Genomic DNA, 25155 nt, shown 5'->3' on the forward strand with positions numbered 1-25155 from the left:
GCTTCGCTCCTCGCAATGACGGCCCCGGCTTTTGTTGTCTCATCTGACGATATCGGTCCTCGAATGGCGCAATATATAACTCGCTACTCGCTATTCGCTCACTGCCGGATCGTCACCTTCCGGCCGTCGCGGATGTCGACCGGCGGATCGAGCACGACGCGCTCGTCTCCAGAAAGCCCCTCCTCGACATCGACGCTCGTTCCATAGTCGCGCGCGATGACGATCGACGCCATGCGGATGACGTCGTCCTTGCCGACCACGGCGACTCGCGGTCCCTGCGCGCCGAACAGAATCGCCGGCGCCGGCACATTCACATGCGCCCGCACGCGCGGGATGTCGAGGACCACCCGCACGAACTGGCCCGGACGCAATTCGCCGGTGGGATTGGGAATGTCGATTTCGGTGAGCAGCGTGCGCGACGCCGGATCGAGCGAAACCGCGTTGCGCGTGACGCGGCCCTTGAACGTCTTGCCGAGCTCCGTCGAGAGAATCCTCGCCTCCAATCCATCGACGAGGCCTTGCGCTTCCGCCTGCGGCGCCGACACCTGCACGCGCAGCACATCGTCGCGCGCGAGCTGAAACAGCGCGGTGCCGCCATTGGCGTCGGCGCTGACGAGATCGCCGATGTCGACATTGCGCACGGTGACGACGCCCTTGAACGGCGCCGTCACATCCTTGAAGCCGACGAGTTGCGCGAGCCGGTCGAGATTCGCCTGATTGGCGTCGATCGTCGCCTGCGCCACCGCGACGCCGGCCTCCGCCGATTGCAGATTGGCGGTCTGCGTCTCGACAGTGGCGCGCGCATTGTCGGCGTTCTGCTTGCTCTCGTAATTGTTCTTGGCGAGCGTCGAGGCGCGGCCATAGGTGATCTTGGCCAGATTGAGATTGGCCTTGGTCTGCTCGACCTGCGCCTTCGATTGCAGGAGCTGCGCCTTGGAGAGGGCGAGGTTCGCCTTCGCCTGCGCATATTGCTGATCGAGATCGGGCGCGGCGATGCGCAGCAGCAGATCGCCCTGCTTCACCTTCGAGCCGATGTCGACGCGCCGTTCGGCGATATAGCCGGTGGCGCGGGCGAACAGCCGCGCCTGCTCGAAAGCGAGCGTCTGCGCCGGCAGCTCGATGTGATAGGGGCCGGCGATCTTCTTCACCTCGGCGACCCGCAGGCTGAGCACGGCGTCGGCCTGCGCCTGCTGAAAGGCGCCCGCTTCGCGATCGCGGTCGGCATGGCGCACGGCGCCGCGCCACAACACGCCGAGCAGCAGCAGAGCGATCAGCAGGAGCGGTCCCTTGCGCAGGCGCGGCTTCTCGCGCGCGCCGGCGACCGGGACGGGAGCGAGAGGGCCGCGGGGATGCGGCGTGTCGGTCATAGATAGTCCCTCGGCGCCTGCGGCTCGCCGCGGCGCAAGATCGAATAGAGGAGCGGCACCAGCAGTAGAGTCGAGCAGGTGCCGAAGGCGATGCCGCCCATGACCGCGCGCGCCAGCACGGCGTTCGGCTCGGAGCCGTCGCCGAGCGCGAGCGACATCGGCAGCAGGCCGACGAACATCGCCGTGGCGGTCATGAGGACAGGACGAATGCGGGTGACGCCGGCGAGATAGGCCGCCTCCTCGGCCGAAGCGCCGGTCGCCTCGCGATGCTCGCGCGCGAAGGTGACGAGCAGGATCGAATTGGCCGAGGCGACGCCGACCGACATGATGGCGCCCATCAATGACGGAATGGAGAAGGTCGTGCCGGTGACGAAGAGCGCGAAGACGATGCCGCAGAAGGCGATCGGCAGCGCGAGAATCACCACGAAGGGGTCGCCCCAGCTCTGGAAGTTCACCACCATCAGCAGATAGACGAAGGCCATGGAGGCGATGAGGCCGAGGCCGATGCGGCGGAAGGCCAGATTCTTGCTCTCGATCTGGCCGCGCAGCACGATCTGATTGCCGGGCTGCAATTCGCCTTCGAGCTCGGCGACCACCTGCCGCAGATCGCGCTCGATGGAGCCGAGATCGCGATCCTGCAGATTGGCGTAGATGTCATAGGTCGGCTGCGTGTTGGAGTGGTTGACGACGGTCTGCTCCACGCCGCGCCGCCATTGCGCGAGATTGGTCAAGAGATCGACCTGCGCTGTCGGCGCATTGACGACGGCCGAGACCGGCGTGCCGGCGAAAGCGTCGAGCGAGGCGATGCGATATTCCGGCGTCTGCACGGCGACCTGATAGGGGATGCCGGATTTCGGATCGGTCCAGAAATTGGGTGCGACCTGGAAGGAGGAGGAGAGCGAAATATTGACGTTGTTCGCCACCTGCTGCGTGGTGGCGCCGAGCTGCAGCGCGCGCCAGCGATCGATGTCGACGAAGAATTCCGGCGCGTCGAGAATCTGGTGAATATGCGCGTCGACGACGCCTTTCACGCCCTTGACGCGCTCCAGCAGCTTGCGGGCGATGAGCTGATTGCCCTCCGCGTCGCGGCCGACGATGCGCAGCGCGATCGGCGACGGCAGGCCGAAGTTGAGGATCTGCGTGATGATGTCCGAGGACTGGAAATAGAAGATCGCCTCGGGAAATCGCTGCGGCAGAATCTCCCGCATCTTCTTCATATAGCCGGCCGTCGGCGCATGGCCTTCGTGCAGCGACATCATGATCTGGCCGTCGAAATAAGCGACGACGGTTCCGTCGGTGAAGGCGAAATTATAGGTGATCTGCGGCAGGCCGATATTGTCGATGAGCAGCGCGAGGTCGCGCTCCGGCACGATCTCGCGGATCACATGCTCCACCTTCTGGAAGAACAGCTCCGTATCCTCTATGCGCAGACCCGGACGCGCGCGCACATGCAACGTCATCTGCCCGGCGTCGATCTGCGGATAGTAATCCTCGCCGACATTGACGAACAGCACGCCGCCGAGCCCCAGCACGACGGCGATGACGGCGAGCGTCTGCGCCCGGCGACGCAGCACTGCGGCCAGCAGCAGGCCATATTGCGCGCGCATGCGCTCGAAGCCATGCTCGAAGGCGAGCTGCACGCGCGCGAGGCCGCCGGCTATTCCGGAGCGCCGCGCGTCGCCCTCGAGCTCGCGGCCGTGATGCTCATGCGCGAGCAGCTGATCCATCAGGATCGGCGTCAGCGTGCGCGAGAAGAAATAGGAGGCGAGCATGGCGAAGACGACCGCCAGCGCCTGGGGCGTGAACAAATAACGGGCGACGTCGGTGAGGAACAGCACCGAGACGAAGGCCGCGCAAATGGCGAGGGTCGAGATCAGCGCCGGCTTGGCGATGCCGGAGGCGCCCTCCGCCACCGCATGGCGGAACTCCTTGCCCTCCTCGAACAGACGATAGGTGTTCTCGATGGCGACGGTGGCGTCGTCGACCAATATGCCGACCGCGAGGGCGAGGCCGCCGAGGGTCATGATGTTGATCGTATGGCCGAGCGCGCTCAACACCGCGAGCGAGACGAGGATCGACAGCGGGATCGAGATGACGACGATCAGCGTCGAGCGCCAGGAGCCGAGAAACAGCAGGATCATGAGGCCGGTGAGGCCCGCGGCGATGGCGCCTTCGCGCAGCACGTCGGCGATCGCATGGGAGACGAACACGGATTGATCGAATAGTTCGTCGATGCGCATTTCCGGCGGGATCGCCGCGCGCAATTTGGCGATCGCGGCTTTGACGTTTTCGACGACGTCGAGCGTCGAGGCGTTGCCGTTCTTCAGCACGGTGAGCAGCACCGAGCGCACGCCGTCGACGCGCACGATGTTCTGCTGCGGCGGATAGCCGTCGCGCACCTGAGCGAGGTCGCGCAGCAGCACCGGCGCGTTGTCGACATATCGCACCGGAATATTGTTGAGCGTCTCCAGCGCCTCCGGCGTGGAGTTGAGCCGCACCACATATTGCAGCTCGCCGAATTTCACGAGGCCGGACGGAACGGTGACGTTTTGCGCGGTGACGGCGTTGACGATGTCGAGCGGGGTGAGGCCGCGCGCCTGCAGCTTGGCGACATCGAGATCGACCATGATCTGCCGCTGCTTGCCGCCCCAGGGCGTCGGCAGAGTGGCGCCGGGCGTCGCCGTGAGCGCCTGGCGAATGCGGTAGAGGCCGAAATCATAGAGCTGCTGCTCGGAAAAGCTCTTGCTCGACAAGGCGAGCTGCAGCACCGGTGCTTGCGACGCCGTGTAGCGGATCACGGTCGGCGGATTGATGCCCGGCGGCATCAAGGCGCGGATCGAGTTCATCGAAGAGACGACCTGCGCGATGGCGAGCTCGATATTCACATCCGGCTGGAAAAAAATCTTCATCACCGCGACGCCCTGCAGCGTCTGGCTTTCCATATTCTTGATGCCGTTGACGTTGTTGGAGGTCGAGAACTCGGCGTAGGTGGTGACGCGCTGCGCCATCTCGGTCGTCGAAAGGCCGGTGTAGGTCCAGATCACCGTCACCACGGGAATATCGACGTTCGGAAACACGTCCTTGGGCGTCGACACGATCGCCGCGCCGCCGAGGAGCGTCGTCAAAATGGCGATGACGAAGAACGTCAGCCGGAATTTGAGCGCATATTTGACGAGCTCCATCGGATTCGACCTCATGGCCGGAAGCGGGACGAGCCGCGCTCCGGCGAGCCAATCAACTCGAGCGATGCCGTTCGCGTCTCGCGACCGGCGGGTCCGTCCTCATTCCGTCTTTGCCTTCGGCCGCTTGGGCGGCGCGCTCGCCTCGCTCAGATTGGCGCGCGTCGCCTCGAGCGCGCGCATCAGAGCTTCCGTCTCCGCCTCGCCCAGCCCCGCCAGCGCCTCGCGACGCGTCTGCTCCGAGATCGGCGCCATCGCCTCGAGCAGCGGCAGCGCCGCCGCACGCAGATAGAGTCGCCACGCCCGACGGTCGGTGTCGTGCGGACGCCGCTCCACGAGGCCCTGCGACTCCAGCCGGTCGATCGTCCGGCCGAGCGTGATCGGCTCGACATCCAGCATCTCGGCCAGCGCGCACTGGTTGACCCCCTCGTTGCGCGCCAGATAGGCGAGCGCGTGCCATTGCGCGCGCGTCAGGCCGAGGTCGCGCGCATTCTGCTCGAACCGCTTGCGCATCAGCCGCGCCGCGTCGGACAGCAGAAAGCAGAAGGTGTTGGGCGGCGGCAGGTTCATTGACCGAGCTGCTCTTAGCAATGCTTCTCATGAGCTAGCTTATTAGATGCCTCACCGCGAGCGAAAGCAAGCCCTTGCGCCGGCGTTCGACGAGGAAAGGTTAATCGCCCGGGGAATTGCCGAGCGCCGCCGCGCCCTATCATTGACCCCATGCGGCCGCAGCCCGCGGCCGCCACAGGAGACGCCGCAATGCGAATGATTTTCGGGTTCTCGCTTTTCATCGCGCTCATGGCCGCCGCGCCGGCTTCCGCCCAGGGCACATCCAAGCAGCGCTCGGCCTGCACCAATGACGCCTATCGCTTCTGCGAGCGGTTCGTCCCCGACGCTGACACGGTGGCGCAATGCCTCAGAGCCAATCTCGGCTCGCTCAGCCGCGCCTGCCGGGCGCAAATCCTCGGAGCGTCCAAGGGAAAGAAGCGCGGCCGCCGCCATTGAGCGGCGGCGACGCGCTCGGAGCGCGAAGGCTCAAAGACGCCGGGCGAAACGGCGAATGTCGACGCCGTTCTGGGCCAGCCAGTCGCGCAAGGTCGGGGAGACGGTGACGGTGCGCACGGCGTCGCCATTGACCCGACAGGCGTTCCTCAGATCGAGGTAATGCGCGTAGATGCGGCCGGCTTCCTGATCACCGACCACAGAGCGCACCTCGCCGATGAGATAATTGATGTCATTATCGCTGTATTGAGCCACCAGCGGACAGCCGATCGTGACTTTTTCCGCGTAGGCGGGGAGCGACAGGCAGGTCGCCAAGGCCGCGAGCGCAGGGAGCTTCATGCCGATTCCTCGAGATGTGTCGGTGCTTCTCTCCCCCCGCGTCGCGATCGACGCTGCAGCCCTCCTCCCTCTCGATGAATTTCTTGTCCGAAGTTTGTCTGCCTCGCTTCGGAAAGGTGATCGCGCGCAACCGAATATTTACCCTTCGCGCAAATGGTGGCGGCAGTGAAACCTCGAACTCGAGATCATTCGGCAGTGTGCGAGGAATCGTGGCGTTACCGGCGCGCGCCGCCGGCGGTTGGAGTGGCGTTATGAGTTGGTCGGCTTCCGACGAAGACATTTCGGTCTATGAGAGCGGGCCGGCGCGGGCGCGGCCCCTCGGCAGCCTCGCCGCCTCCTCGATGGGGCTCACGGCCAGCCTCGTGCTGGTCGGCGCCGCGCTGTTCCTCGGCCCCGTCGCGCCCCCGCAGGTCGACGACCTCCCCACCGCCACCATAGCGCCGCGGCCGAACGCTCCCGTGAGGGCCGAGGCGCCGGCGCCGGTCGCGCCCAAGGCCGCCTTCGATCTCGATGTCCCCGAGCTCGCCAAGGAGAAGAGCGTCTCCGTCGAGCCGGCGCGGCAGGCGGGCGGGCGGCAGGAGTCCATGAGCTTCGGCGGCTTCGACGCCGGCCGCTTCTTTCTGCGCGTCGACATTCTCCAGCCGGCAGGGGCCAAGCTCGGCAATTCCGACTTCTTCCTCGATATGGCGCGCCATGCCGCGGAGGCGGGCCTCGCGGTGGTGCGCATCTCCCAGCCGACGCCGCTCGCGGGCCGCGCCGGCGCCTTCGAGGCCGCCGACATCCGCCTGTCGCAGCGCCAGGGCGACGGCCCGGCGACCGAGCGCAGCTGCGCGGCGGTGCGAATGATCGATTCCACCCTGTCGATCGAGATCGCCGGCCTGGCCTGCGGAGCGCCCGGCCATCCGGTCGACCGCCGCGTCGCGACCTGCCTGCTCGACCGCCTCTATTATCTGCCCGGCGGCAAGAACGAGGCGCTGCAGAAAGCCTTCGCCAAGGTCGACGCGCCGTCCTGCTTCGCCGCCCCGACAACCGAGGCGAACGCCGCGGCGGCGCGCCCGGCGAAGAAGCGCGGCGCGCGTCATTGACGCGATTAAACCGACGATTGCGCGCGCGGCTTTAACGTTTCGTCGGACACATTCGCGAACAAGGCCGCGCGAAGGCCTCGGGCGGCGTATCGCATCGGCGCGCGAGCGGCTATGATCTGTGCGCCCTTGTCGGAATCGGGAGATGGAGATGCGTCATTTCGTCAGTCTGTCGGCGGGCCTCGCCTGCCTCTGCGCCGTCACGACGGCCGGAGACGCGCTCGCCAAGCACCGGCGCCACGCGGTTCGCGAGGTCGTCGTCGTCGCGTCCGGTCCCATTCCCTATGCGCGCGTGCCGCTCGCCGTTCCGCGCCGCAGCTGGCTGGATCCGGGGCCGGTCGTTCCGGTCGGAACCACCAATCGCTATTTCGTCGAGACGACCTTCTTCGCCTATCATCCGATCGAGCGCAATCAGCCCAACTGGTACGGAGACGAGGTCCTGCCGAAGCGCTATCGGCTCGATGTGGTGCCCTATAGCGACGGCGTCCCCTTCTGGGGTCCGTGACGCCCGGGAGCGGCGTCGGCGAATTGTCGCATCGGGGAGATAAAGCTCGGTCCGCATGAACAGCTGCGTCGGCGCGAAAGCGCGGCGCCGCTCGAAGACGTGATTTTGATGCTCGCTTCGCGCAGCGGGAGACCGAACCTCATGAAGCTGCGGCCGCCGCGCGGCGCCATCGTCGGCGATTCGCCTTTTCTCTGGGTTCTGCGCTTCGACGCCGAAGGCGCGGCGACTCTCGTCTCGCCGCCGGATGCGCCGAGCCTGTCCTCGGACGACGGCGGCTTCGTCTGGGTGCATCTCAATGTCGCCGATCTGCGCTATCGCGACTGGGTCGCCGCGCAGCCGCAAATTCCCGAAGAGGCGAAGGCGCTGCTCGTCGAGCCCGACACGCATCAGCGCCTCGCCGCCGATGAATCGTCGCTGTGGGGCGTGCTGCCCGACCGCGGTCGCGATCTCGAGCGGCCCGAGGATGTGCTGCGCCATTTGCGCATCGCCGTCACCGCGCAGGGCGTCGTCACCGCGCGCCGCTACGCCGTGCAATCCTCCGCCGCGGTCCGGCAGGCGGCGCTCGCCGGCGCCCGCATCACATCGCCGCTCGATCTCTTCGAGCAGATCGTCGAGGAGACGCTCGCCGGCATGGATTCCGCGATCGAGAATCTGTTCCGCGAGTTCAACGAGATCGAGGATCGCGTGCTCGACGATGAAGCGCGCGACGAGCGCCGCCGGCTCGGCGGCTTGCGCCGGCAGACCATCAGGCTGCATCGCGAGATCGCCGACGCGCAGCGCGTGTTCGCCCGCGCCGGACAATCGGCGCGCATCGGCGAAGCGGCGCAGGCGACGCTGCGGCGGCTCTCGCAGCGTTTCGATTCTCTGCATCAGGAGCTGGAGGCGCTGCAGGATCGCGCCCGCCTCTTGCAGGACGAGATCGTCTCCAATCTCACCGCCGAGACCAATCGCCAGCTCTATGTGCTGACCATTCTCGGCACGCTGTTGATGCCGCCGACGCTGGTCTCCGGCATCTTCGGCATGAACACGAAGAATTTGTTCTTCGCCGAGAGTGAGAACGGCACGCTCTACGCCGCGGCGCTGTGCGTCGCCTCGGCGGCGTCCGCGCTGCTCGCGCTCGCCTATATCCGCAAGCGCGGCGCCGAGTGACGCTTCACGCGGCGAGGCTCGCGAACAGAGCGCGGCCATCGGTTCCGCCGACCAGCGGATCGATGAGATTTTCCGGATGCGGCATCAGGCCGAGCACATTGCGCGCGTCGGAGTAAATGCCGGCGATGTCGTTGCGCGAGCCATTGGGATTGGCGGCGCCGCCCACGACGCCGGCCGCGTCGCAATAGCGGAAGGCGACGCGCCCCTCGCCCTCGAGCCGGTGGATGGTCTCGTCATCGGCCTCGTAATTGCCTTCGCCATGGGCGATCGCCACCTCGATCGTCTGGCCCGGCGCATAATGGCGGGTGAAGGCGGCATCGGCGCGCTCGACGCGCAAATGCTGCATGCGGCAGACGAAGCGCAGGCCGGCGTTGCGCATCAAGACGCCCGGCAGCAGGCCGGATTCGCAGAGAATCTGAAAGCCGTTGCAGACGCCGAGCGTCAGCCCGCCGCGCGCCGCATGGGCGCGCACCGCCTCCATCACCGGCGCGCGGCCGGCGATGGCGCCGCAGCGCAGATAATCGCCATAAGAGAAGCCGCCGGGCAGCACGACGAGATCCGTGCCGGCCGGCAGCTCATGCTCGGCGTGCCAGACCATGGCCGGCGCGCGGCCGGTCGCCTGACGCAGCGCGCGCGCCATATCGCCCTCGCGATTGGAGCCGGGGAAGACGACGACGGCGGCTTTCATGCGCGGTCCTCTCTATCAGGTGTTTGTGGGCACCGTTCCCGCGGCGCCGAATGGAGCCAATCGCGGTCGGGCGCGGACTCCTTCTCCCATAGGGAGAAGGTGGCCCCGCGAAGCGGGGTCGGATGATGGGAACGCCGCGCCGAAATCGGAGAGAGGAAACCCCTCACCCGGCCGCTCAGCGGCCACCCTCTCCCTCTGGGAGTGGGATGCGCCCTTACCTGCGAGAAAGATGCTGCGGCAGAAGTTCCCAGGCTCGCTCTCTCCACGCCCCATCAAGCGATCTCGATGGCGAAATTCTCGATGACCAGATTGGCGAGCAGCTTTTCGCAAGCGGCCTTCAGCTGCGCCTCGGCCTCGGCGCGGTCGGCGGCGTCGAGCTCGACATCGAACACCTTGCCCTGCCGCACGCCGGCGACGCCCTCGACGCCGAGCGAGCGCAGCGCGCCTTCAATGGCCTTGCCCTGCGGATCGAGCACGCCGGCCTTGAGGGTGACGATGACGCGCGCTTTCATGGGCTTGGGCTTTCCTTCGCTGATCTCGGGCGCAGGGTTACCGGGCAAGGACGCGGAGCGCAAGGGCAAGATGCAGGGCCTGTCGAAAGCCACCGATAGCTCGATAATAGACGGGTGATAATTTTGTATCGCGACTGAACCGCGCACAGGCGCTCTCTTGCCAGAATCTCCCGTCGTCAGCACGAAAATATTCGCGCAGTTGTCGCGCGCTTTTTCGTAACGCCGTCGCGAGCGGCCTGCGGCGGCCGGGCGAGGACATGACCTCGCCGCCGCAGTCGTCCACGAGAAGGCGATTCCGCGGCGGCGATGATGGGGCGAGCGGCGGACTGATTCGAAACAACAGCTAAAGGTCCTCATCCTTTGCCGGGTAGAGAAGCGCCAACAATTTCGCCGACAGCGCTTCGACCGAGAGGCCCAGTGCGAATGCAGTTTGGCGATAATCGCCGTTGAAACGGCGCAATGTGCGCAGGACAAGCCGGCGTTCGACGGCCTCGATCGAATAGCCAATGAGCATGTCCACGGCTATGTCCGCTGTGTCGAGCGGAATTTGTCCATGGCTTTGCGGGAGTTGAGTGGCTGCGCGATCGATCGCGCCCTCTTCTCCGGCGACGAGCAGGATTCCATTCCGGCTCGAAGCGGCGTCGACGAGGACGCGAGGACCCTTTCCAATCGGTTCGTCCTTCGACGCCAGCGAAAACGCGACCGGATCCCCCACGGAGAGATACGGTCCGTCTTCGTCGAACCGCACGAGAAATTGCGGAGCCAGGCCTTGAAAGTCCGCGACATATACGAGCGTCAGCTCTGCGCCGAGCGCCCGCAGCCTGACGCGTCGATACATGTTCCGGTCGTCGCCTGATCGGTGGTGGCCGCTCGGCTCGTCGTGGCGGCGCACGCCACGCCGTCCGAATGGCGTCGCGCCGGCGGAGGCTCGGGTGAAACGACTCGCCATCAGTCGTCGCCTCGAGCATGCCAGCCTGCATAGACGCCGACAACCACCGCCACGAAAACCAGCGCCGCGCAAGCTACTCCTCCGCGGGCCAGAAGCCCGACGACCGAGCCAGAAACTGCGGCGATCATCATTCCGCAGACGGTGTCCGACACGCTGCCATCGCCGGCCTCGAGTGCGCCGGGGCGCGCGCGCTCGTCTGGTACAGCAAGCTCGTTGCAGCCGAACGATGAGTCGGGTCGGCGCTGGGCGACTACTTTGAACTCCCGATTTCGCGGCATAAACGGTCCTTTATGACCATAACTAGCGCGCAAAAATCCTGTGACATCGGGCGCATGTTAGCGTTGTAATTACAGGATTATTTTAACCGAGCGCATATTTCAAGGCGCCGGAAAGAAAGGACCGGTTTTGTCAAGCCTTCCTGTCCCGTAACGAGATAGGTTCGTAGACAAAAACCGATTCTTTACGACGTGGCGGCGCTATTTCGGCATCGAGACACGAGAACGAATAATGATCATCGGCTATGCACGCGTATCTACAGACGAGCAGAAACTCGATCTGCAGCTAAAGGCGTTGGAAAATGTACAATGTGATGAAGTTTTTACCGATCACGGCCGATCCGGACTTGATTTTTGTCGTACCGGGCTTGAGAGCGCGCTCAAAAAGCTGAAATCTGGAGACACTTTGGTTGTGTGGCGCCTGGATCGGCTCGGCCGATCTTTGCCCGCTCTCGTCACGCTAATGGATCAACTCGGCAAGCGCGGGGTCAATTTTCAGTCCCTGACCGAGAACATCAACACGACCTCGTCCGGCGGCCGGCTGATGTTCCATATGATGGCGGCGCTGGCCGAGTTCGAACGCTCCCTCATCAGCGAAAGAACGCGGGCGGGTCTGTCCGCCGCGCGCGCGCGCGGCTGCACGCTCGGCCGACCGAAATCGCTCAGCCCCAATCAGATCGCTGACGCCTTCGAAGCCATTCGCAGCGAGAAAACGCAGATGCAGGACGTCGCGGAGGAATTCGGCGTCTCCGTTCGCACGCTGCGGCGAAGCCTGCGCAACGCGTTTCCCGGTCGGAGCGAGCAATTGGATTAGAAAAAGGCGCGGAGAACTCTTTTCATGTTGCGATAAAACGTGAAAGATTCGAGCTGATCCCGATTGGTTTGGATTCGAGATCATCGCGGGAAAGAGCGTCGGGTCCCGATAGGATCTGCGCTTCCCGGGCAGATCTCGCATTCCGAAGCGCTGCACAACAACGCTTCGGCATTTGTTCCCCGATGCTATAGTCCGATCTCTACGGGAGGCCCCCCGCCATGGCTCGGCGCGACGCTCATGCCCATCGCATCCTCACCGCCGTCGATGACGGCGCCGCTCCGGCCGCCTCGGTCGTCGCCGCCTCCTGGCGGCGCTGCGTCACGCTCTACGGCCTCGACCCCGAGCAGTCCCGCGCGCCCGAAATGCTCGGCCCCGCCGAGCTGCGCGCCGCGCGCGAAAGGCTGGAGCCCTTGATGCGGGCGGCCCATGCGCCGCTCGACCGGCTCGCCGCCGCGGTGGTCGAGCTCGGCTGCTGCGTGCTGCTCACCGACGCCGAGGGCGCGCCCGTCGAGCGGCGCAGCGCCGCCACGGACGCCGCGGAGTTCGACATGCGCGGACTGCGGCCCGGCGCCATCTGGAGCGAGGCGCAGCAGGGCACCAATGGCATCGGCACCTGCCTCGCCGAGGGACGCGCCCTCACCATTCATCGCGACCAGCATTTTCGCACGCGCAACACGGCGCTGAGCTGCACGGTCGCGCCGATCCATGACCATTGCGGTCGTCTCGCCGCGGCGCTGGATGTCTCCTGCCGCCACGAGACGCTCGTCCCCGGCATGATCGGGCTCGTCGCCGCCGCCGTCGCCGAGGCGGCGCGCGCGATCGAGGCCGCGCATTTTCGCGCCGCCTTCGCCGATGCGCGCATTCTGCTGGCGCCGGGCGCCGAGCGCGGCGCCGTATCTCTCCTCGCCGTCGATCGCGACGATCTCGTCATCGGCGCCACCCGCGCCGCGCGCCTCGAGCTCGGCGTCACCGACGCAGCGCTCGCCGCCACGCCGCCCGCCGCCGATCTGTTGCGCTGCGGCTCCGGCGAGGCGCTGGAGGAGGCCGAGCGCAGCGCCCTGCGGCGGGCGCTGGCGCGGGCGGAAGGAAATGTCTCGGCCGCAGCGAAGCTGCTCGGCGTCAGCCGCGCGACGTTGCATCGCAAGCTGAGCCGTTTCGGCCTGCGCTGAACGGCGCCTGTCGCAAGAATGCGACACTTCCGACCCCGTCGTGCGTTTCCTCTCTGGCGGGCGCACGTGCGCGGGTCGACAATCGCGCCGCGACGCCGAGACGAAAACGCAAAAGGCGCGTGACGAGAGGAAACCCCCATGACGAGGCCCGAATTCATCCGCTCCGCCGAGCCGCAGTTCAAACCGCGCTATGAGAATTTCATCGGCGGCCGTTGGGTCCCCCCAGCCGCCGGCCGTTATTTCGAGAACAAGACTCCGGTGAATGGCAAGATTCTCTGCGAGATCGCCCGCTCCGACGAAGCCGATATCGAGACGGCGCTCGACGCCGCCCATGCGGCGCGCGAGGCCTGGGGCCGCGCCAGCGTCGCCGAGCGGGCGCGCGTGCTGAACGCCGTCGCGGACCGCATGGAGAGCAATCTGGCGACGCTCGCCGAAGCCGAGAGCTGGGACAATGGCAAGCCGATCCGCGAGACGCTCGCCGCCGACGTACCGCTCGCCATCGATCACTTCCGCTATTTCGCCTCCGCCATTCGCGTGCAGGAGGGCGGCATATCGGAGCTCGACCACGACACGGTCGCCTATCATTTCCATGAGCCGCTCGGCGTCGTCGGCCAGATCATCCCGTGGAACTTCCCGCTGCTGATGGCGGCATGGAAGCTCGCGCCCGCGCTCGCCGCCGGCAATTGCGTGGTGCTGAAACCGGCCGAGCAGACGCCGGCCTCCATTCTCATATGGGCCGAGATCGTCGGCGATCTGCTGCCGCCCGGCGTCGTCAATATCGTCAACGGCTTCGGCCTCGAGGCCGGGCGCCCGCTCGCCTCGTCGAAGCGCATCGCCAAAATCGCCTTCACGGGCGAGACCAGCACCGGACGCCTCATCGGCGAATATGCCGCGCGCAATCTCATTCCGGTGACGCTGGAGCTCGGCGGCAAATCGCCCAACATCTTCTTCGCCGACATCGCCGCCGAGGATGACGCGCTGCTCGACAAGGCGCTCGAAGGCTTCGCCATGTTCGCGCTGAACCAGGGCGAGGTTTGCACCTGCCCGAGCCGCGCTCTGGTGCACAGAAGCATCTATGACCGCTTCATGGAGCGCGCGCTGAAGCGCGTCGGCGCCATCGTGCAGGGCGACCCGCTCGACAAGCGCACCATGCTCGGCGCGCAGGCCTCGCGAGAGCAGATGGAAAAAATCCTGAGCTATTTCGACATCGGCCGCAATGAAGGCGCCGACATTCTGATCGGCGGCGGCCGCGCCGAGCTCGAGGGCGAGCTTTCCGGCGGCTTCTATGTGAAGCCGACCGTGCTCGCCGGCAATAATAAGATGCGCGTGTTCCAGGAGGAGATCTTCGGGCCCGTGGTCTCGGTGACCGTGTTCGATTCGGACGAAGAAGCGGTGGCGATCGCCAATGACACGATCTTCGGCCTCGGAGCGGGAGTGTGGACGCGCGACGTCAATCGCGCTTTTCGCGTCGGCCGCGCCATTCAGGCCGGGCGCGTCTGGACCAATTGCTATCACGCCTATCCGGCGCACGCCGCCTTCGGCGGCTACAAGCAATCGGGCGTCGGCCGCGAGAATCACCGCATGATGCTGGATCATTATCAGCAGACCAAGAATCTGCTGGTGTCCTACGATCCGCACAGCCTCGGCTTCTTTTGATCGCTCGCGCGAAGCGATCCGGCGCCGCGCCCCGTGGCCCTGGATTGCTTCGTCGCTCCGCTCCTCGCAATGACGGCGCCCCTCGGGGTCGTCGTCATTGCGAGTGAAGCGAAGCAATCCAGGGCCGCGGGGCGATTCCCTGGTCATAACGCATTTACCCTTAGGTAATTTAACTCGCCGTTAACCATCCTGGCCTGAAATGGGACTTGCAGCAGAGCTTGCGAGTCCGCCCGTTGACCGAATCTTCATCCTCTCACATTCGCTTCCGGGGCCGCTCCTTTCCGGTCCTCGCCATCGAGCCCGATGCGCCGATCGACGGCTGGATCGAGAAGCTCGACGCCTGTCTCGAGCGCACGCCCGCCTTCTTCGCGCGCAAGGCGATCGTCGTCGACGTCTCCAAGCTCGGCCTCGAGCGCGACGAGGTCGTCGGCCTCATGGGCCGGCTCTCCGAGCGCCAGGTGCGCGTCATGGGCCTCACCGGCGTCGAGCCGTCCTGGGCCTGCGACGAGCTGCCGCCGATCCTCCTCAGCGGACGCGCCTACGCCGCCGACGAGGAGCCGAGCGCCGCAGCGCCGCAGCCGACGCTGACGCCGCAGGAGCAAACCACTTTCGCCGAGATCGGCGCGGCGCTGCGGGCGGAAAAGCCCGCGCTCGCCGAAAGCGTCGAGAGCGAGCGCCGCCATGTCGCGCCGCTCGTCGTCGAGAAGCCGGTGCGCTCCGGCCAATCCATCTTTCATCCGGGCGGCGACGTCATCGTCGTCGGCTCGGTCGCTTCCGGCGCGGACGTCGTCGCCGGCGGCTCCATCCATGTCTATGGCGCGGTGCGCGGCCGCGTGATGGCCGGCTCCTATGGCGAGACCCGCGCGCGCATCTTCTGCCGCAAGTTGGAGGCGGAGCTCGTCGCCGTCGGCGGCTTCTACATGACCGCGGACGAGATCCGCGCCGATCTGCGTGGGCGTGCGGTGCACGCCTTTCTGCAGGATGAAACGATCAAGATCGTCAGGCTCGACTGAGGGAGGACGGCGAATGGCAAAAATACTGGTAGTCACATCCGGCAAGGGCGGCGTCGGCAAGACGACGACGACCGCGGCGCTCGGCGCGGCGCTCGCTCAGTCGAATCACAAGGTCGCCGTCGTCGATTTCGACGTCGGCCTGCGCAATCTCGATCTGGTGATGGGCGCCGAGCGGCGCGTCGTCTATGATCTCATCAATGTCGCCAATGGCGACGCCAAGCTGCATCAGGCCCTGATCCGCGACAAGCGCGTCGACACGCTGCATCTGCTCGCCGCCTCGCAGACGCGCGACAAGGACGCGCTCACCGAGGAGGGCGTGCGCCGCGTGATCGACGAATTGCGCGAGCGTTTCGACTGGATCGTCTGCGACAGCCCTGCCGGCATCGAGCGTGGCGCGACGCTGGCGATGCGCTTCGCCGACGTCGCCGTCGTCGTCGCCAATCCGGAAATCTCCTCGGTGCGCGATTCGGATCGCATCATCGGCCTGCTCGACGCCAAGACCGAGCGCGCCGAGCGCGGCGAGCGCCTCGACAAGCATCTGCTGCTCACGCGCTACGACCCGGGCCGCGCCGCCCGCGGCGAGATGCTGCATGTCGACGACGTGCTGGAGATTTTGTCGATCCCGCTCATCGGCATCATTCCCGAGAGCGAGGATGTGCTGCGCGCCTCCAATGTCGGCAGCCCGGTGACGCTGCACACGACGACGAGCGCGCCGGCGCGCGCCTATATGGATGCGGCGCGGCGCCTCTGCGGCGTCGATGTGCCGATGGACATTCCCGTCGACAAGAAAGGACTCTTGGTGCGTCTGTTCGGCCGGAGGGCGGCATGAATTTATTCAAGTTCCTCGATCGTCGCGCCTCGGCGCCAGTCGCGCGCGAGCGGCTGCAGATTCTCCTCGCGCATGAGCGCGCCTCGGTCTGCAACGCCAATCTCGTGGCGCTGCTGCACAAGGAAGTGCTCGCCGCGGTGTCGAAGCACATCGCGATCGATCCCGAGCGCGTGGAAGTCAATCTGCGCGAGCGCGACAAGGTCTCCCTGCTCGAGATCGACATAGAGATCGACGCGGCGATGAAGCGCACCGACATCGGCGAAGCGGCGTAAGCGCCGCGCTCTATTTTCGGCTTTTCACGTCTGACGCCGGGCGCATCGGCTCGAAAGCGCCTGGCCCCCCGTGAGCGGAGGCGCTGTCTGCGCCTCGGCCGCGAGCGGAATGTGAGCAGAGCGACGTCACAGTCGAAATCTCATATTCCGCCACCATTGTCGAAAATCTCGATGGCGCGCGCCTGGGTGATGTTGCTTCCCGGCGCGACGCTGTGCGTCAGCCAGACATTGCCTCCGATCGAGGAGCCCTTGCCGATGGTGATGCGCCCGAGGACCGTCGCGCCGGCATAGATCACCACATCGTCCTCGACGATCGGATGACGCGGCCGGCCTTTGACGAGAGCGCCGCTCGCATCCGCCTCGAAGCGCTTCGCCCCGAGCGTGACGCCCTGATAGAGCCGCACACGCTTGCCGATGCGCGCCGTCTCGCCGATCACGACGCCGGCGCCGTGATCGATGAAGAAGCTCGATTCGATGTCGGCGCCCGGATGAATGTCGATGCCCGTCTCGGAATGCGAGATCTCGGCGATGATGCGCGCGAGCATGGGCGCGCCCAAACAATAGAGCTCGTGCGCAAGACGATGGCGGGTAACGGCGGCGATTCCCGGATAACAGAATACGATCTCGTCGAGGCTGCGCGCCGCAGGATCGCCCTCGAAGGCGGCGCGTATGTCGGTGTCGAGCAACGAGCGCACGCGCGGCAGAGCGCCGAGAAAGGCGTCGGCGATCCGCTGCGTGTCCGCCTCCCGCCTCCCGCCGGCGTCCGCGTCGGCGAACAGGCGCAATTCCTTGCCGATCTGCTCGCCGAGCGAATGCATCGTCCGTTTCAACGTCGCCGCCACGAAGCCGTCGACAGTCTCGATGGTGAGATGCGAAGGGCCAAAATGGCGCGGATAGAGAATGGCCACCAGATCGGCGACGATGTCGACGACCGCGGCGCGCGACGGCAGCTCGGGCAGAGCGCTGCTCTTGTAGCGGCTCTTTTGCGACGTCTTGCGCAAGGCGCGCAGCGCGTCGACCACCTCGTCGACCGCCGCGTCGCGCGCCTCGACGGCGTCCCGAGCATCGCCGAATCGGGCGTTCATTTCAATTGATCCGCGATCTTGTCGATGCCGGCCTTGGCGCAGACCTCGTCCTTCTCGCCGCCCGGCGCGCCGGAGACGCCGACCGCGCCAATGATCTCGTCGCCGACCTTGATCGGCAGCGCGCCCTGAATGGCGACGACGCCCGTGAGATGGACGAGGCCGAGACCGGGATTGTCCTTCACGCGCTGAGCGATGTCGCCCGACGGCGCGCGGAAGGTGCGCGAGGTGTAGGCCTTGCGCTGGCTGTTTTCCAGAGTATGCGGCGAAGCGCCGTCGCCGCGAAGAGCGACGATCGTCTGCCCCTCCCCTCCGACGACTGTGACCGAAACGCGATGGCCTTGCTGAATGCAGGCGTCATAGGCGCCTTGCGCGATCGAGAGAGCGGCGGCGACGGGGAGAAATTTATGCGCCGGCAGATCGGCCCGCGCCGTCGGCGCAGCCGCCGCAACGGCGACCATCGAGACGAGAACGAGACGGGAGACGAGGACGAGCTTCATGGTCGATCCATCCATTTTCGAGGGATGCGGGCATGCTAGCACTTAATATATCTATTGCAAGGATATGATTATGTGTCATGCTCGAGAATGACGCGCATCTTAGGCAAGCGCTCGGCTGAAGACCGACTCAGACGAGAGGATTTATCGATGGAACCTACCCTCATCAAGCGCTCACGGCCCTCCCCCGAGCGGCTCTCCCGCATCGTCGCGGAACGACTCGAGCGACTGCTCAATCGACGCGGACGGTCTTTGACACGCCTCGCGGAAGTGAGCGGCGTCGACGCCGATGAGATCGCGCGTATCGCCGCAGGCCGCCAGGCTCCCTCCGTCGGCCATTTGTGGCGAATCGCCAATGCGCTCGGCGTTCCCTTCGGCAGCCTCGTCGCGTCGAAGGAGCGAGGCGACCTGCTGGTCATTCGCAAGAGCGAGCCGCAATCGGTCGAATCCGTCGGCGGCGCATTCGTCTCGCGCGCTCTCTACCCATATGATTCCAGGCGCCCGGTCGAATTCTACCATCTCACCATCGCGCCCAAGCACATCGAGCGCTCGGAGGCCCATGCGCCCGGCACGAAGGAGAATCTGGTCGTCGCGCGCGGATCGGTCGAGATCGTCGTCGGACGCGAGCCGGCGGCGCAGCTGGACGAGGGCGACGCCATCGATTTCCTCGCCGATGTGCCGCACAGCTATCGCAATCTCGGAGTCGTGCCCGCAACCATCTATCTGGTCATGTCCTACGCCGAGGCGAGCGACGAGGATTGACTCGCGGCTGGGGACGAGATCAATGCGCCGGCGACCATAGCGACGATCGCGTGCAGCACGGTCGAAAGATCGAACCGCTTGCCTTCCCGGCGACGATGGTCCGAAATCTCCAGCAACGAAACCTGCATGCGACAACCTCTGATTCCGGTTGCCGCATATAGCTGCGAGCGTCTCTCACGACAATGACCGCGATCGCGGCTGTGTTCGCTGTTCCGCGCTTCGCCTCCGCCAATCCGACGGGCGGCGTCGTGGTGGATGGCGCGGCGACGATCTCCTCCGCCGGCAGCGTCACCAATGTCGCGCAGTCGACCAATAGCGCCATCATCAATTGGCAGAACTTCTCCATCGCCTCCGGCGAGACCGTCAATTTCCTGGCTGTGGAAACCTTGAAACGTGACGTCGAAGGGATGACCCGTGTGGTCGGCCAGCTCCTCGACGCCGCTGAGGTGGAGGCGGTTGTCATTGATCCGACGAGCAGGCCGATCTGCGACAGGTCTGCGCTGAAGTCGCAGAATTCATTGCGCCAATTGCGTTGGCGCAGGAAAAAGCCGTCGCGTAGAGCGGCGCAGAAGGGCCGGTCTGGATCAAAGCCAACCCGGAAATGCTGCGTCTGGCCATTCGTAATTTGGTCGAGAACGCACTCAATCACACGCCAAGGGGAACGGATGCCGAGATCCTTGTCGGAATAGACGGGTCGGCCAGCATCATAGATCGGGGCGAGGGCGTTCCGATCGCTGAGCGCGAGCGGATATTCGAACGTTTCCAGCGGCGACGGCGGGGCGGCGCCGGACTGGGCCTCTCGATCGTAAAGCGCATCGCCGAGGCGCACGGCGGATTCGTCACGGTCGGAAATCGCTCAGGTGGAGGCGCGGAGCTTTCGATACATTTCCTGCCGGCCGAGCAGGCTTCCAGGCCGTTGTCGCCGCCAGGTTGATGTCCTTGGCCAGCGCGCAACCGTCGCCGACGCGCAGGAAATCCGCGGTGGGGGATTTCGGGGCGGCTGAGGGTCACGGGTCGGTGCTTGCGCCCCCTATCAGCCGACCTTGACGCCGACAATATTTCAATTATATTGGAAATATGGAAAAGCTATCCGCGATCACAGCTCTCGTCGCCCTCGCACACGAGTCGCGCCTCGAAATCTTTCGGCTTCTGATGCAGGCCGGGCCCGCAGGGCTGCCCGCAGGAAAAATCAGCGAGCGGCTCGGGCTTCCTTCGACGACGCTGTCTTTCCACCTCAATCAGCTCAAGCACGCCGATCTCGTGACCTTCCGCCGTGAGGGTCGCTCCTTGATCTATTCGGCCGCCTATCCCGTCATGAACGCGCTGCTCGCCTATCTGACGGAGAATTGCTGCAAGGGCGACGCCGCCGCTTGCTGCGTCACAGAAGCCGATACGACCTGCCAGACCGAGAGGGTCCCATGAAGCGCCTGCATCTGCATGTCTCCGTCGACGACCTGCCGCGATCCATCCATTTCTACAGCGCGCTGTTCGCCGCCGCGCCGACGGTCGAGAAGCCCGATTACGCCAAATGGATGCTCGACGATCCGCGCGTGAACTTCGCCATTTCGGCGCGAGGCGGGTCGAGCCTCGGATTGGAGCATCTCGGCATTCAGGTCGAAACCACGGATGAGCTGCAAGACGTCTATGGACGCCTGAAGCAGGCCGGCGGACGCGTCTATGAAGAGGGCGCGACCACCTGCTGCTATGCGCGTTCAGAAAAATCCTGGATCGCCGATCCGCAAGGGCTGATGTGGGAGACCTTCCTCACGACGGGCGAAAGCCCGATCTATGGCGGAGATCCAGCGCTGGACGCGTTGAAGGGCGAGGCTGGCGCCTGCTGCGCGCCGACGACGCCGCAAGGCGAATGCTGTCCGCCGAAACCGGAGCTTTCCGCACAGGCGCCCTGCTGCGGCGCGAAGGAGCCCGCATGAGCGCGCCCGATGTGATCATCTATCACAATCCCGATTGCGGCACGTCGCGCAACACGCTCGGCCTCATCCGCAACGCCGGCATAGAGCCGCATGTGATCGAATATCTGAAGACGCCGCCGACGCGGGCGCTGCTGGCGCAGCTGATCGCGCGAATGGGGATATCGACGCGGGCGCTGCTGCGCGAGAAGGGCACGCCTTTTCAAGAGCTCGGCCTCGGCGATCCGACGCGGACCGACGAGGCGTTGCTCGATGCGATGATGGCGCATCCGATCCTCATCAATCGGCCGATCGTCGTCACCTCCATGGGCGTGAAGCTGTGCCGGCCGTCGGAGGCGGTTCTGGACATTCTGCCGCTGCCGCAGCGCGGCGCGTTTTACAAGGAGGACGGCGAGCTCATCGTCGATTCCGCCGGCCGGCGCGTGGCGACGGCATAACAATCGAGGGAGACGAATGTGACGGCAATCGAAATCTATGACCCGGCCCTTTGCTGCAGCACCGGCGTGTGCGGGACCGATGTCGATCAGGCGCTGGTGAATTTCGCCGCCGACGCCGATTGGGCGAAGCAGAACGGCGCTCGCATCGAGCGATTCAATCTGGCGCAGCAGCCGCTCGCCTTCGCCGAGAATGCGATCGTGAAAGGCTTTCTGGAGCGTTCCGGACAGGAGGCGCTGCCGCTGGTGCTCGTTTCGGGCGAGGTGGCGCTCGCCGGGCGCTATCCGAGCCGCAGCGAGCTCGCGCGCTGGGCCGGCCTCGTCGAGACCGCGACGGAGGCGAAGCCGAGCGGATGCTGCGGCGGCGGCAGCTGCTGAAGGCCCCCAGATGAAATTCCTCGAGCGGCCGCCGCGTTTCCTGTTCTTCACCGGCAAAGGCGGGGTCGGCAAGACGTCGATCGCCTGCGCGACCGCGATCGCGCTCGCCGAGGCCGGCCGCCGCGTGCTTCTGGTCAGCACCGATCCGGCGTCCAATGTGGCGCAGGTGTTCGGAACGATTATCGGCAATCGGATGACCGACATTCCCGGCGCGCCGGGCCTGTCGGCGCTGGAGATCGATCCGCAGGCCGCTGCGCAGGCCTATCGCGACCGCATCGTCGGCCCGGTGCGCGGCCTGCTTCCGGACGCTGTGGTGAAAGGGATAGAGGAACAATTATCGGGCGCCTGCACGACGGAGATCGCCGCTTTCGACGAATTCACCGCGCTGCTGGTCGATTCCGCGCTCACCGCGACTTACGATCACATCGTCTTCGACACCGCGCCGACGGGGCACACGATCCGCCTGCTGCAATTGCCCGGCGCATGGAGCGGCTTTCTCGACTCCGGCAAGGGCGACGCCTCTTGCCTCGGGCCGCTGGCGGGGCTGGACAAGCAGCGTGCGCAATATGGCCGCGCCGTCGAGGCCTTGGCCGACGCCGCGCGCACGCGCCTCGTGCTCGTCGCCCGCGCGCAGCGCTCCACGCTGACCGAAGTCGCCCGCACGCATAAGGAGCTGGCGGCGATCGGCATTGCGCAGCAATATCTCATCATCAACGGCCTGCTGCCGGAAGAGGAGGCGAAGCAGGATCGACTCGCCGCCGCCATCTATGAGCGCGAGCAGGCGGCGTTGCGCGCGCTTCCCGCCGAGCTCGCCGCTTTGCCTTGCGATCGCGTCGCGCTCAGGCCGTTCAATCTTGTCGGCCTGGACGCCTTGCGGCAATTGCTCGTCGCAACGCCATCGCCGGCGAACGCGAGCGAGGACGAGCCGATCGCGCTCGACGCGTCGAGCCTCGGTGATCTGGTCGACGCAATAGCGGCGGATGGTCACGGCCTCGTGATGCTGATGGGCAAGGGCGGAGTCGGCAAGACGACTCTCGCCGCCGCCGTCGCGGTGGAGCTCGCGCGCCGCGGCCTGCCCGTGCATCTCACCACCTCCGATCCGGCCGCGCATCTTGCCGAAACGCTCCATGGATCATTGGAGCATCTCACAGTGAGCCGCATCGATCCGCATGCGGAAACGGAGCGCTATCGTCGCGAGATTTTAGCCGCCAAGGGCGCCGAGCTCGACGCCGCCGGCCGCGCGCTTCTGGAAGAAGATTTGCGCTCGCCTTGCACCGAGGAGATCGCCGTGTTTCAGGCCTTCTCGCGCATCATCCGCGAGGCGGGCGAGAGCTTCGTGGTGATGGACACGGCGCCGACCGGCCATACTCTGCTGCTGCTGGACGCGACCGGCGCCTATCATCGCGAGGTCGCGCGCCAATTGGACGCCAAAGGCGCGCATTACACGACGCCGATGATGCAATTGCAGAATCCAAAGCAGACCAAGGTTTTGCTGGCGACGCTCGCCGAGACGACGCCTGTTCTGGAGGCGGCCGGCCTGCAGGCCGATCTGCGGCGCGCCGGAATAGAGCCTTGGGCGTGGATCATCAACAATAGCGTGGCCGCCGCGCGCCCGCAGTCGCCGCTGCTGCGTCAGCGCGCCCGCAACGAAATACGCGAGATCGCCGCCGTCGCCGCCACGCATGCGCGGCGCTTTGCGATCGTCCCGCTGCTGAAGGAAGAGCCGGTCGGCGTTTCTCGCCTTCTGGAATTGGCGGGCCGCACAATCGCCACAGCCTGATATTTCACCGAGAGGAAGTCCGATGGAACTGCGCGCAACTCCGGCCGCCACGGCGCCGGATCGAAGCAAAGCATCCGCAGCGCCCGCCATGGGCGTCTTCGAGCGCTATCTGACCCTATGGGTCGCGCTCTGCATCATCGTCGGAATCGCGCTCGGCCAGGCGACGCCTTCCGTCTTCCACGCCATCGGCGCGGCGACGCTGGCGCAAGTGAACTTGCCTGTCGCGGCGCTCGTGTGGCTGATGATCATCCCCATGCTGTTGAAGATCGACCTCGCCGCGCTCGGCCAGGTACGCGAGCATTGGCGGGGCATCGCCGTCACGGTCGGCATCAATTGGCTCGTCAAGCCGTTCTCTATGGCGCTGCTCGGCTGGCTGTTCATCGCGCATCTGTTCCGGCCCTTTCTGCCGGCCGACCAGATCGACGCCTATATCGCCGGCCTCATTCTGCTGGCGGCGGCGCCTTGCACGGCGATGGTGTTCGTCTGGTCCAATCTCGTCGACGGCGAGCCGCATTTCACTTTGTCGCAAGTCGCGCTCAACGACACGATCATGATCGTCGCCTTCGCGCCGCTCGTCGCTCTGCTGCTCGGCCTGTCGTCCATCACCGTGCCATGGGGCACGCTGCTGCTGTCGGTCGGCCTCTATATCGTCGCGCCGGTGATCGCATCGCAGCTCTGGCGGCGCGCGCTGCTGGCGAAGGGCGGCGCGGCGGCGCTGGCCGCGACGCTGCGCGTGCTCGGCCCGCTCTCGCTCGTCGCTTTGCTGCTCACTCTTATCATTCTGTTCGGCCTGCAGGGCGAGGAGATCATGCGTCAGCCCCTCGTCATCGCGCTTTTGGCGACGCCGATCCTGATCCAGGTCTATTTCAACGCCGGCCTCGCCTATCTCCTCAATCGCCGCCTCGGCGTCGACTGGTGCGTCGCCGGCCCTTCGGCGCTGATCGGCGCCAGCAATTTCTTCGAGCTGGCGGTCGCGACGGCCATCGCCCTCTTCGGCTTCCGGTCGGGCGCCGCGCTCGCGACCGTCGTCGGCGTGCTGGTCGAGGTTCCGGTCATGCTCTCCGTCGTCCATATCGTCCGCCGCTCGCGCGCATGGTACGAAGGCGCTGGCGTGGCCCGACGCGCCTGAGCAGCCATCGCCGCTCGCGGCCGCAGCCTCAGTTATCGCATAGGAGGAAACGCGCCCCCGGCCCGATGATTGCTCCGCGACCTTTGCGGCGGTCCTCCATGAGAAAGGAAGAGGAGCATGCCGAGCGCGACATTCGATCCGCGGGGAGACAATTGCTGGTATCTGATCCCGGCGGAACGAAGACATGCATGGTGGCTGTATCTGGCGATCGCGGGCTCAGCCAAGCTGCGCGGCGAGACTCCTCCTCCGCCGCCTAATTTTGCGGCGCCTCTGCTCTTCGCCGACCCATCGGCCCATGACCGCTCGCGCCTCAGCACGATGAGTCGGGTTTTATCGTGGTTCCGGGCTCACTCGACGCCAAGGCG

Annotated in this window: 27 protein-coding genes; 18 read left to right on the forward strand and 9 right to left on the reverse strand. The window is 65.8% G+C overall.

Annotated elements, in window-relative coordinates:
* Positions 1 to 98: 98 nt before the first annotated feature.
* The 3 genes from CQW49_RS11390 to CQW49_RS11400 form a co-directional block, all read right to left on the reverse strand.
* Positions 99 to 1367 carry an efflux RND transporter periplasmic adaptor subunit gene (locus CQW49_RS11390; protein ID WP_003614189.1) on the reverse strand — a complete coding sequence of 423 codons (1269 nt, stop codon included), beginning with the start codon at positions 1365 to 1367 and terminating at the stop codon, positions 99 to 101.
* A complete protein-coding gene (locus tag CQW49_RS11395; RefSeq protein ID WP_003614188.1) occupies positions 1364 to 4549 on the reverse strand; it encodes an efflux RND transporter permease subunit in 3186 nt (1061 codons plus the stop codon). The genes CQW49_RS11390 and CQW49_RS11395 overlap by 4 nt, the downstream gene beginning before the upstream one ends.
* Before the next feature lie 99 nt (positions 4550 to 4648).
* Positions 4649 to 5116: a MarR family winged helix-turn-helix transcriptional regulator gene (locus tag CQW49_RS11400; protein WP_003614187.1), complete on the reverse strand. Its 468-nt coding sequence runs from the start codon at positions 5114 to 5116 to the stop codon at positions 4649 to 4651.
* 189 nt (positions 5117 to 5305) lie between these two features.
* Between CQW49_RS11400 and CQW49_RS11405 the strand changes: the two genes are divergently transcribed.
* Positions 5306 to 5551: a hypothetical protein gene (locus CQW49_RS11405; protein ID WP_003614186.1), complete on the forward strand. Its 246-nt coding sequence runs from the start codon at positions 5306 to 5308 to the stop codon at positions 5549 to 5551.
* A 30-nt stretch (positions 5552 to 5581) separates the two neighbouring features.
* Here CQW49_RS11405 and CQW49_RS11410 read toward each other — a convergent pair whose 3' ends face one another.
* Entirely contained in the window at positions 5582 to 5887 is a 306-nt protein-coding gene (locus CQW49_RS11410; RefSeq protein ID WP_003614184.1) for a hypothetical protein, read from the reverse strand.
* 251 nt (positions 5888 to 6138) lie between these two features.
* Here CQW49_RS11410 and CQW49_RS11415 point away from each other — a divergent pair, with 251 nt between their 5' ends.
* The 3 genes from CQW49_RS11415 to CQW49_RS11425 all read left to right on the forward strand — a co-directional run bounded on the left by CQW49_RS11415 (position 6139) and on the right by CQW49_RS11425 (position 8623).
* Positions 6139 to 6972 carry a hypothetical protein gene (locus CQW49_RS11415; protein ID WP_003614181.1) on the forward strand — a complete coding sequence of 278 codons (834 nt, stop codon included), beginning with the start codon at positions 6139 to 6141 and terminating at the stop codon, positions 6970 to 6972.
* A 148-nt stretch (positions 6973 to 7120) separates the two neighbouring features.
* A complete protein-coding gene (locus tag CQW49_RS11420; RefSeq protein ID WP_003614179.1) occupies positions 7121 to 7474 on the forward strand; it encodes a hypothetical protein in 354 nt (117 codons plus the stop codon).
* 141 nt (positions 7475 to 7615) lie between these two features.
* The gene (locus CQW49_RS11425) at positions 7616 to 8623 is read left to right on the forward strand and encodes a CorA family divalent cation transporter (RefSeq protein ID WP_003614177.1); all 1008 of its coding nucleotides are present in this window, start codon (positions 7616 to 7618) and stop codon (positions 8621 to 8623) included.
* Between the two features lie 4 nt (positions 8624 to 8627).
* On the opposite strand, the gene purQ is transcribed toward CQW49_RS11425, so the two are convergent.
* The 3 genes from purQ to CQW49_RS11440 form a co-directional block, all read right to left on the reverse strand.
* The gene (purQ, locus tag CQW49_RS11430; RefSeq protein WP_003614175.1) at positions 8628 to 9311 is read right to left on the reverse strand and encodes a phosphoribosylformylglycinamidine synthase subunit PurQ; all 684 of its coding nucleotides are present in this window, start codon (positions 9309 to 9311) and stop codon (positions 8628 to 8630) included.
* Positions 9312 to 9583: 272 nt separating this feature from the next.
* On the reverse strand, positions 9584 to 9823 hold the full coding sequence (purS, locus tag CQW49_RS11435; protein ID WP_003614174.1) for a phosphoribosylformylglycinamidine synthase subunit PurS: 240 nt from the start codon (positions 9821 to 9823) through the stop codon (positions 9584 to 9586).
* 343 nt (positions 9824 to 10166) lie between these two features.
* On the reverse strand, positions 10167 to 10715 hold the full coding sequence (locus CQW49_RS11440) for a hypothetical protein (RefSeq protein WP_198586445.1): 549 nt from the start codon (positions 10713 to 10715) through the stop codon (positions 10167 to 10169).
* A gap of 564 nt (positions 10716 to 11279) precedes the next feature.
* Between CQW49_RS11440 and CQW49_RS11445 the strand changes: the two genes are divergently transcribed.
* From CQW49_RS11445 to minE, 6 genes are all read left to right on the forward strand, one after another.
* On the forward strand, positions 11280 to 11861 hold the full coding sequence (locus tag CQW49_RS11445) for a recombinase family protein (RefSeq protein ID WP_003614293.1): 582 nt from the start codon (positions 11280 to 11282) through the stop codon (positions 11859 to 11861).
* Positions 11862 to 12079: 218 nt separating this feature from the next.
* A complete protein-coding gene (locus CQW49_RS11450; RefSeq protein ID WP_003614289.1) occupies positions 12080 to 13030 on the forward strand; it encodes a helix-turn-helix domain-containing protein in 951 nt (316 codons plus the stop codon).
* A 138-nt stretch (positions 13031 to 13168) separates the two neighbouring features.
* On the forward strand, positions 13169 to 14686 hold the full coding sequence (gene exaC / locus CQW49_RS11455) for an acetaldehyde dehydrogenase ExaC (protein WP_003614287.1): 1518 nt from the start codon (positions 13169 to 13171) through the stop codon (positions 14684 to 14686).
* 233 nt (positions 14687 to 14919) lie between these two features.
* Complete coding sequence (gene minC / locus CQW49_RS11460; RefSeq protein ID WP_003614285.1) at positions 14920 to 15699, forward strand: septum site-determining protein MinC; 780 nt, start codon at positions 14920 to 14922, stop codon at positions 15697 to 15699.
* Positions 15700 to 15712: 13 nt separating this feature from the next.
* Positions 15713 to 16528: a septum site-determining protein MinD gene (gene minD / locus CQW49_RS11465; RefSeq protein WP_003614282.1), complete on the forward strand. Its 816-nt coding sequence runs from the start codon at positions 15713 to 15715 to the stop codon at positions 16526 to 16528.
* Positions 16525 to 16800, forward strand: coding sequence for a cell division topological specificity factor MinE (gene minE, locus CQW49_RS11470; RefSeq protein ID WP_003614281.1), 276 nt, complete (start codon positions 16525 to 16527; stop codon positions 16798 to 16800). The genes minD and minE overlap by 4 nt, the downstream gene beginning before the upstream one ends.
* Before the next feature lie 140 nt (positions 16801 to 16940).
* On the opposite strand, the gene epsC is transcribed toward minE, so the two are convergent.
* Entirely contained in the window at positions 16941 to 17885 is a 945-nt protein-coding gene (gene epsC / locus CQW49_RS11475; RefSeq protein ID WP_003614279.1) for a serine O-acetyltransferase EpsC, read from the reverse strand.
* The gene (locus CQW49_RS11480; protein ID WP_003614277.1) at positions 17882 to 18382 is read right to left on the reverse strand and encodes a GlcG/HbpS family heme-binding protein; all 501 of its coding nucleotides are present in this window, start codon (positions 18380 to 18382) and stop codon (positions 17882 to 17884) included. Before CQW49_RS11480 ends, epsC begins: the two co-directional genes overlap by 4 nt.
* 147 nt (positions 18383 to 18529) lie before the next feature.
* On the opposite strand from CQW49_RS11480, the gene CQW49_RS11485 reads away from it, so the two are divergent.
* From CQW49_RS11485 to arsB, 8 genes are all read left to right on the forward strand, one after another.
* Positions 18530 to 19141, forward strand: a complete 612-nt coding sequence (locus tag CQW49_RS11485) for a helix-turn-helix domain-containing protein (protein ID WP_003614275.1) — start codon at positions 18530 to 18532, stop codon at positions 19139 to 19141.
* Positions 19142 to 19742: 601 nt separating this feature from the next.
* A complete protein-coding gene (locus tag CQW49_RS26345; protein ID WP_081735707.1) occupies positions 19743 to 20075 on the forward strand; it encodes a sensor histidine kinase in 333 nt (110 codons plus the stop codon).
* Between the two features lie 143 nt (positions 20076 to 20218).
* Positions 20219 to 20563 carry an ArsR/SmtB family transcription factor gene (locus CQW49_RS11500; RefSeq protein ID WP_003614270.1) on the forward strand — a complete coding sequence of 115 codons (345 nt, stop codon included), beginning with the start codon at positions 20219 to 20221 and terminating at the stop codon, positions 20561 to 20563.
* On the forward strand, positions 20560 to 21072 hold the full coding sequence (locus tag CQW49_RS11505; RefSeq protein WP_003614269.1) for an ArsI/CadI family heavy metal resistance metalloenzyme: 513 nt from the start codon (positions 20560 to 20562) through the stop codon (positions 21070 to 21072). The genes CQW49_RS11500 and CQW49_RS11505 overlap by 4 nt, the downstream gene beginning before the upstream one ends.
* Positions 21069 to 21506 (forward strand): arsenate reductase (glutaredoxin), encoded by a 438-nt coding sequence (arsC, locus tag CQW49_RS11510; RefSeq protein WP_003614267.1) that lies wholly within the window; start codon positions 21069 to 21071, stop codon positions 21504 to 21506. The genes CQW49_RS11505 and arsC overlap by 4 nt, the downstream gene beginning before the upstream one ends.
* An 18-nt stretch (positions 21507 to 21524) precedes the next feature.
* On the forward strand, positions 21525 to 21881 hold the full coding sequence (arsD, locus tag CQW49_RS11515) for an arsenite efflux transporter metallochaperone ArsD (protein ID WP_003614266.1): 357 nt from the start codon (positions 21525 to 21527) through the stop codon (positions 21879 to 21881).
* Between the two features lie 10 nt (positions 21882 to 21891).
* Positions 21892 to 23661: an arsenical pump-driving ATPase gene (gene arsA / locus CQW49_RS11520; protein WP_003614264.1), complete on the forward strand. Its 1770-nt coding sequence runs from the start codon at positions 21892 to 21894 to the stop codon at positions 23659 to 23661.
* 88 nt (positions 23662 to 23749) lie between these two features.
* Positions 23750 to 24790: an ACR3 family arsenite efflux transporter gene (gene arsB, locus CQW49_RS11525; protein ID WP_024749757.1), complete on the forward strand. Its 1041-nt coding sequence runs from the start codon at positions 23750 to 23752 to the stop codon at positions 24788 to 24790.
* Positions 24791 to 25155 lie beyond the last annotated feature (365 nt).

It is taken from the genome of Methylosinus trichosporium OB3b, assembly GCF_002752655.1.
Taxonomy (GTDB): Bacteria; Pseudomonadota; Alphaproteobacteria; order Rhizobiales; family Beijerinckiaceae; genus Methylosinus; species Methylosinus trichosporium.

Bases quoted from the DNA above. Each gene is read 5' to 3' on its own strand.
- CQW49_RS11390 (WP_003614189.1), bottom strand. From the start codon at position 1,367: ATGACCGACACGCCGCATCCCCGCGGCCCTCTCGCTCCCGTCCCGGTC.
- CQW49_RS11395 (WP_003614188.1), bottom strand. From the start codon at position 4,549: ATGGAGCTCGTCAAATATGCGCTCAAATTCCGGCTGACGTTCTTCGTC.
- CQW49_RS11400 (WP_003614187.1), bottom strand. From the start codon at position 5,116: ATGAACCTGCCGCCGCCCAACACCTTCTGCTTTCTGCTGTCCGACGCG.
- CQW49_RS11405 (WP_003614186.1), top strand. From the start codon at position 5,306: ATGCGAATGATTTTCGGGTTCTCGCTTTTCATCGCGCTCATGGCCGCC.
- CQW49_RS11410 (WP_003614184.1), bottom strand. From the start codon at position 5,887: ATGAAGCTCCCTGCGCTCGCGGCCTTGGCGACCTGCCTGTCGCTCCCC.
- CQW49_RS11415 (WP_003614181.1), top strand. From the start codon at position 6,139: ATGAGTTGGTCGGCTTCCGACGAAGACATTTCGGTCTATGAGAGCGGG.
- CQW49_RS11420 (WP_003614179.1), top strand. From the start codon at position 7,121: ATGCGTCATTTCGTCAGTCTGTCGGCGGGCCTCGCCTGCCTCTGCGCC.
- CQW49_RS11425 (WP_003614177.1), top strand. From the start codon at position 7,616: ATGAAGCTGCGGCCGCCGCGCGGCGCCATCGTCGGCGATTCGCCTTTT.
- purQ (WP_003614175.1), bottom strand. From the start codon at position 9,311: ATGAAAGCCGCCGTCGTCGTCTTCCCCGGCTCCAATCGCGAGGGCGAT.
- purS (WP_003614174.1), bottom strand. From the start codon at position 9,823: ATGAAAGCGCGCGTCATCGTCACCCTCAAGGCCGGCGTGCTCGATCCG.
- CQW49_RS11445 (WP_003614293.1), top strand. From the start codon at position 11,280: ATGATCATCGGCTATGCACGCGTATCTACAGACGAGCAGAAACTCGAT.
- CQW49_RS11450 (WP_003614289.1), top strand. From the start codon at position 12,080: ATGGCTCGGCGCGACGCTCATGCCCATCGCATCCTCACCGCCGTCGAT.
- exaC (WP_003614287.1), top strand. From the start codon at position 13,169: ATGACGAGGCCCGAATTCATCCGCTCCGCCGAGCCGCAGTTCAAACCG.
- minD (WP_003614282.1), top strand. From the start codon at position 15,713: ATGGCAAAAATACTGGTAGTCACATCCGGCAAGGGCGGCGTCGGCAAG.
- minE (WP_003614281.1), top strand. From the start codon at position 16,525: ATGAATTTATTCAAGTTCCTCGATCGTCGCGCCTCGGCGCCAGTCGCG.
- epsC (WP_003614279.1), bottom strand. From the start codon at position 17,885: ATGAACGCCCGATTCGGCGATGCTCGGGACGCCGTCGAGGCGCGCGAC.
- CQW49_RS11480 (WP_003614277.1), bottom strand. From the start codon at position 18,382: ATGAAGCTCGTCCTCGTCTCCCGTCTCGTTCTCGTCTCGATGGTCGCC.
- CQW49_RS11485 (WP_003614275.1), top strand. From the start codon at position 18,530: ATGGAACCTACCCTCATCAAGCGCTCACGGCCCTCCCCCGAGCGGCTC.
- CQW49_RS26345 (WP_081735707.1), top strand. From the start codon at position 19,743: ATGCTGCGTCTGGCCATTCGTAATTTGGTCGAGAACGCACTCAATCAC.
- CQW49_RS11500 (WP_003614270.1), top strand. From the start codon at position 20,219: ATGGAAAAGCTATCCGCGATCACAGCTCTCGTCGCCCTCGCACACGAG.
- CQW49_RS11505 (WP_003614269.1), top strand. From the start codon at position 20,560: ATGAAGCGCCTGCATCTGCATGTCTCCGTCGACGACCTGCCGCGATCC.
- arsC (WP_003614267.1), top strand. From the start codon at position 21,069: ATGAGCGCGCCCGATGTGATCATCTATCACAATCCCGATTGCGGCACG.
- arsA (WP_003614264.1), top strand. From the start codon at position 21,892: ATGAAATTCCTCGAGCGGCCGCCGCGTTTCCTGTTCTTCACCGGCAAA.
- arsB (WP_024749757.1), top strand. From the start codon at position 23,750: ATGGGCGTCTTCGAGCGCTATCTGACCCTATGGGTCGCGCTCTGCATC.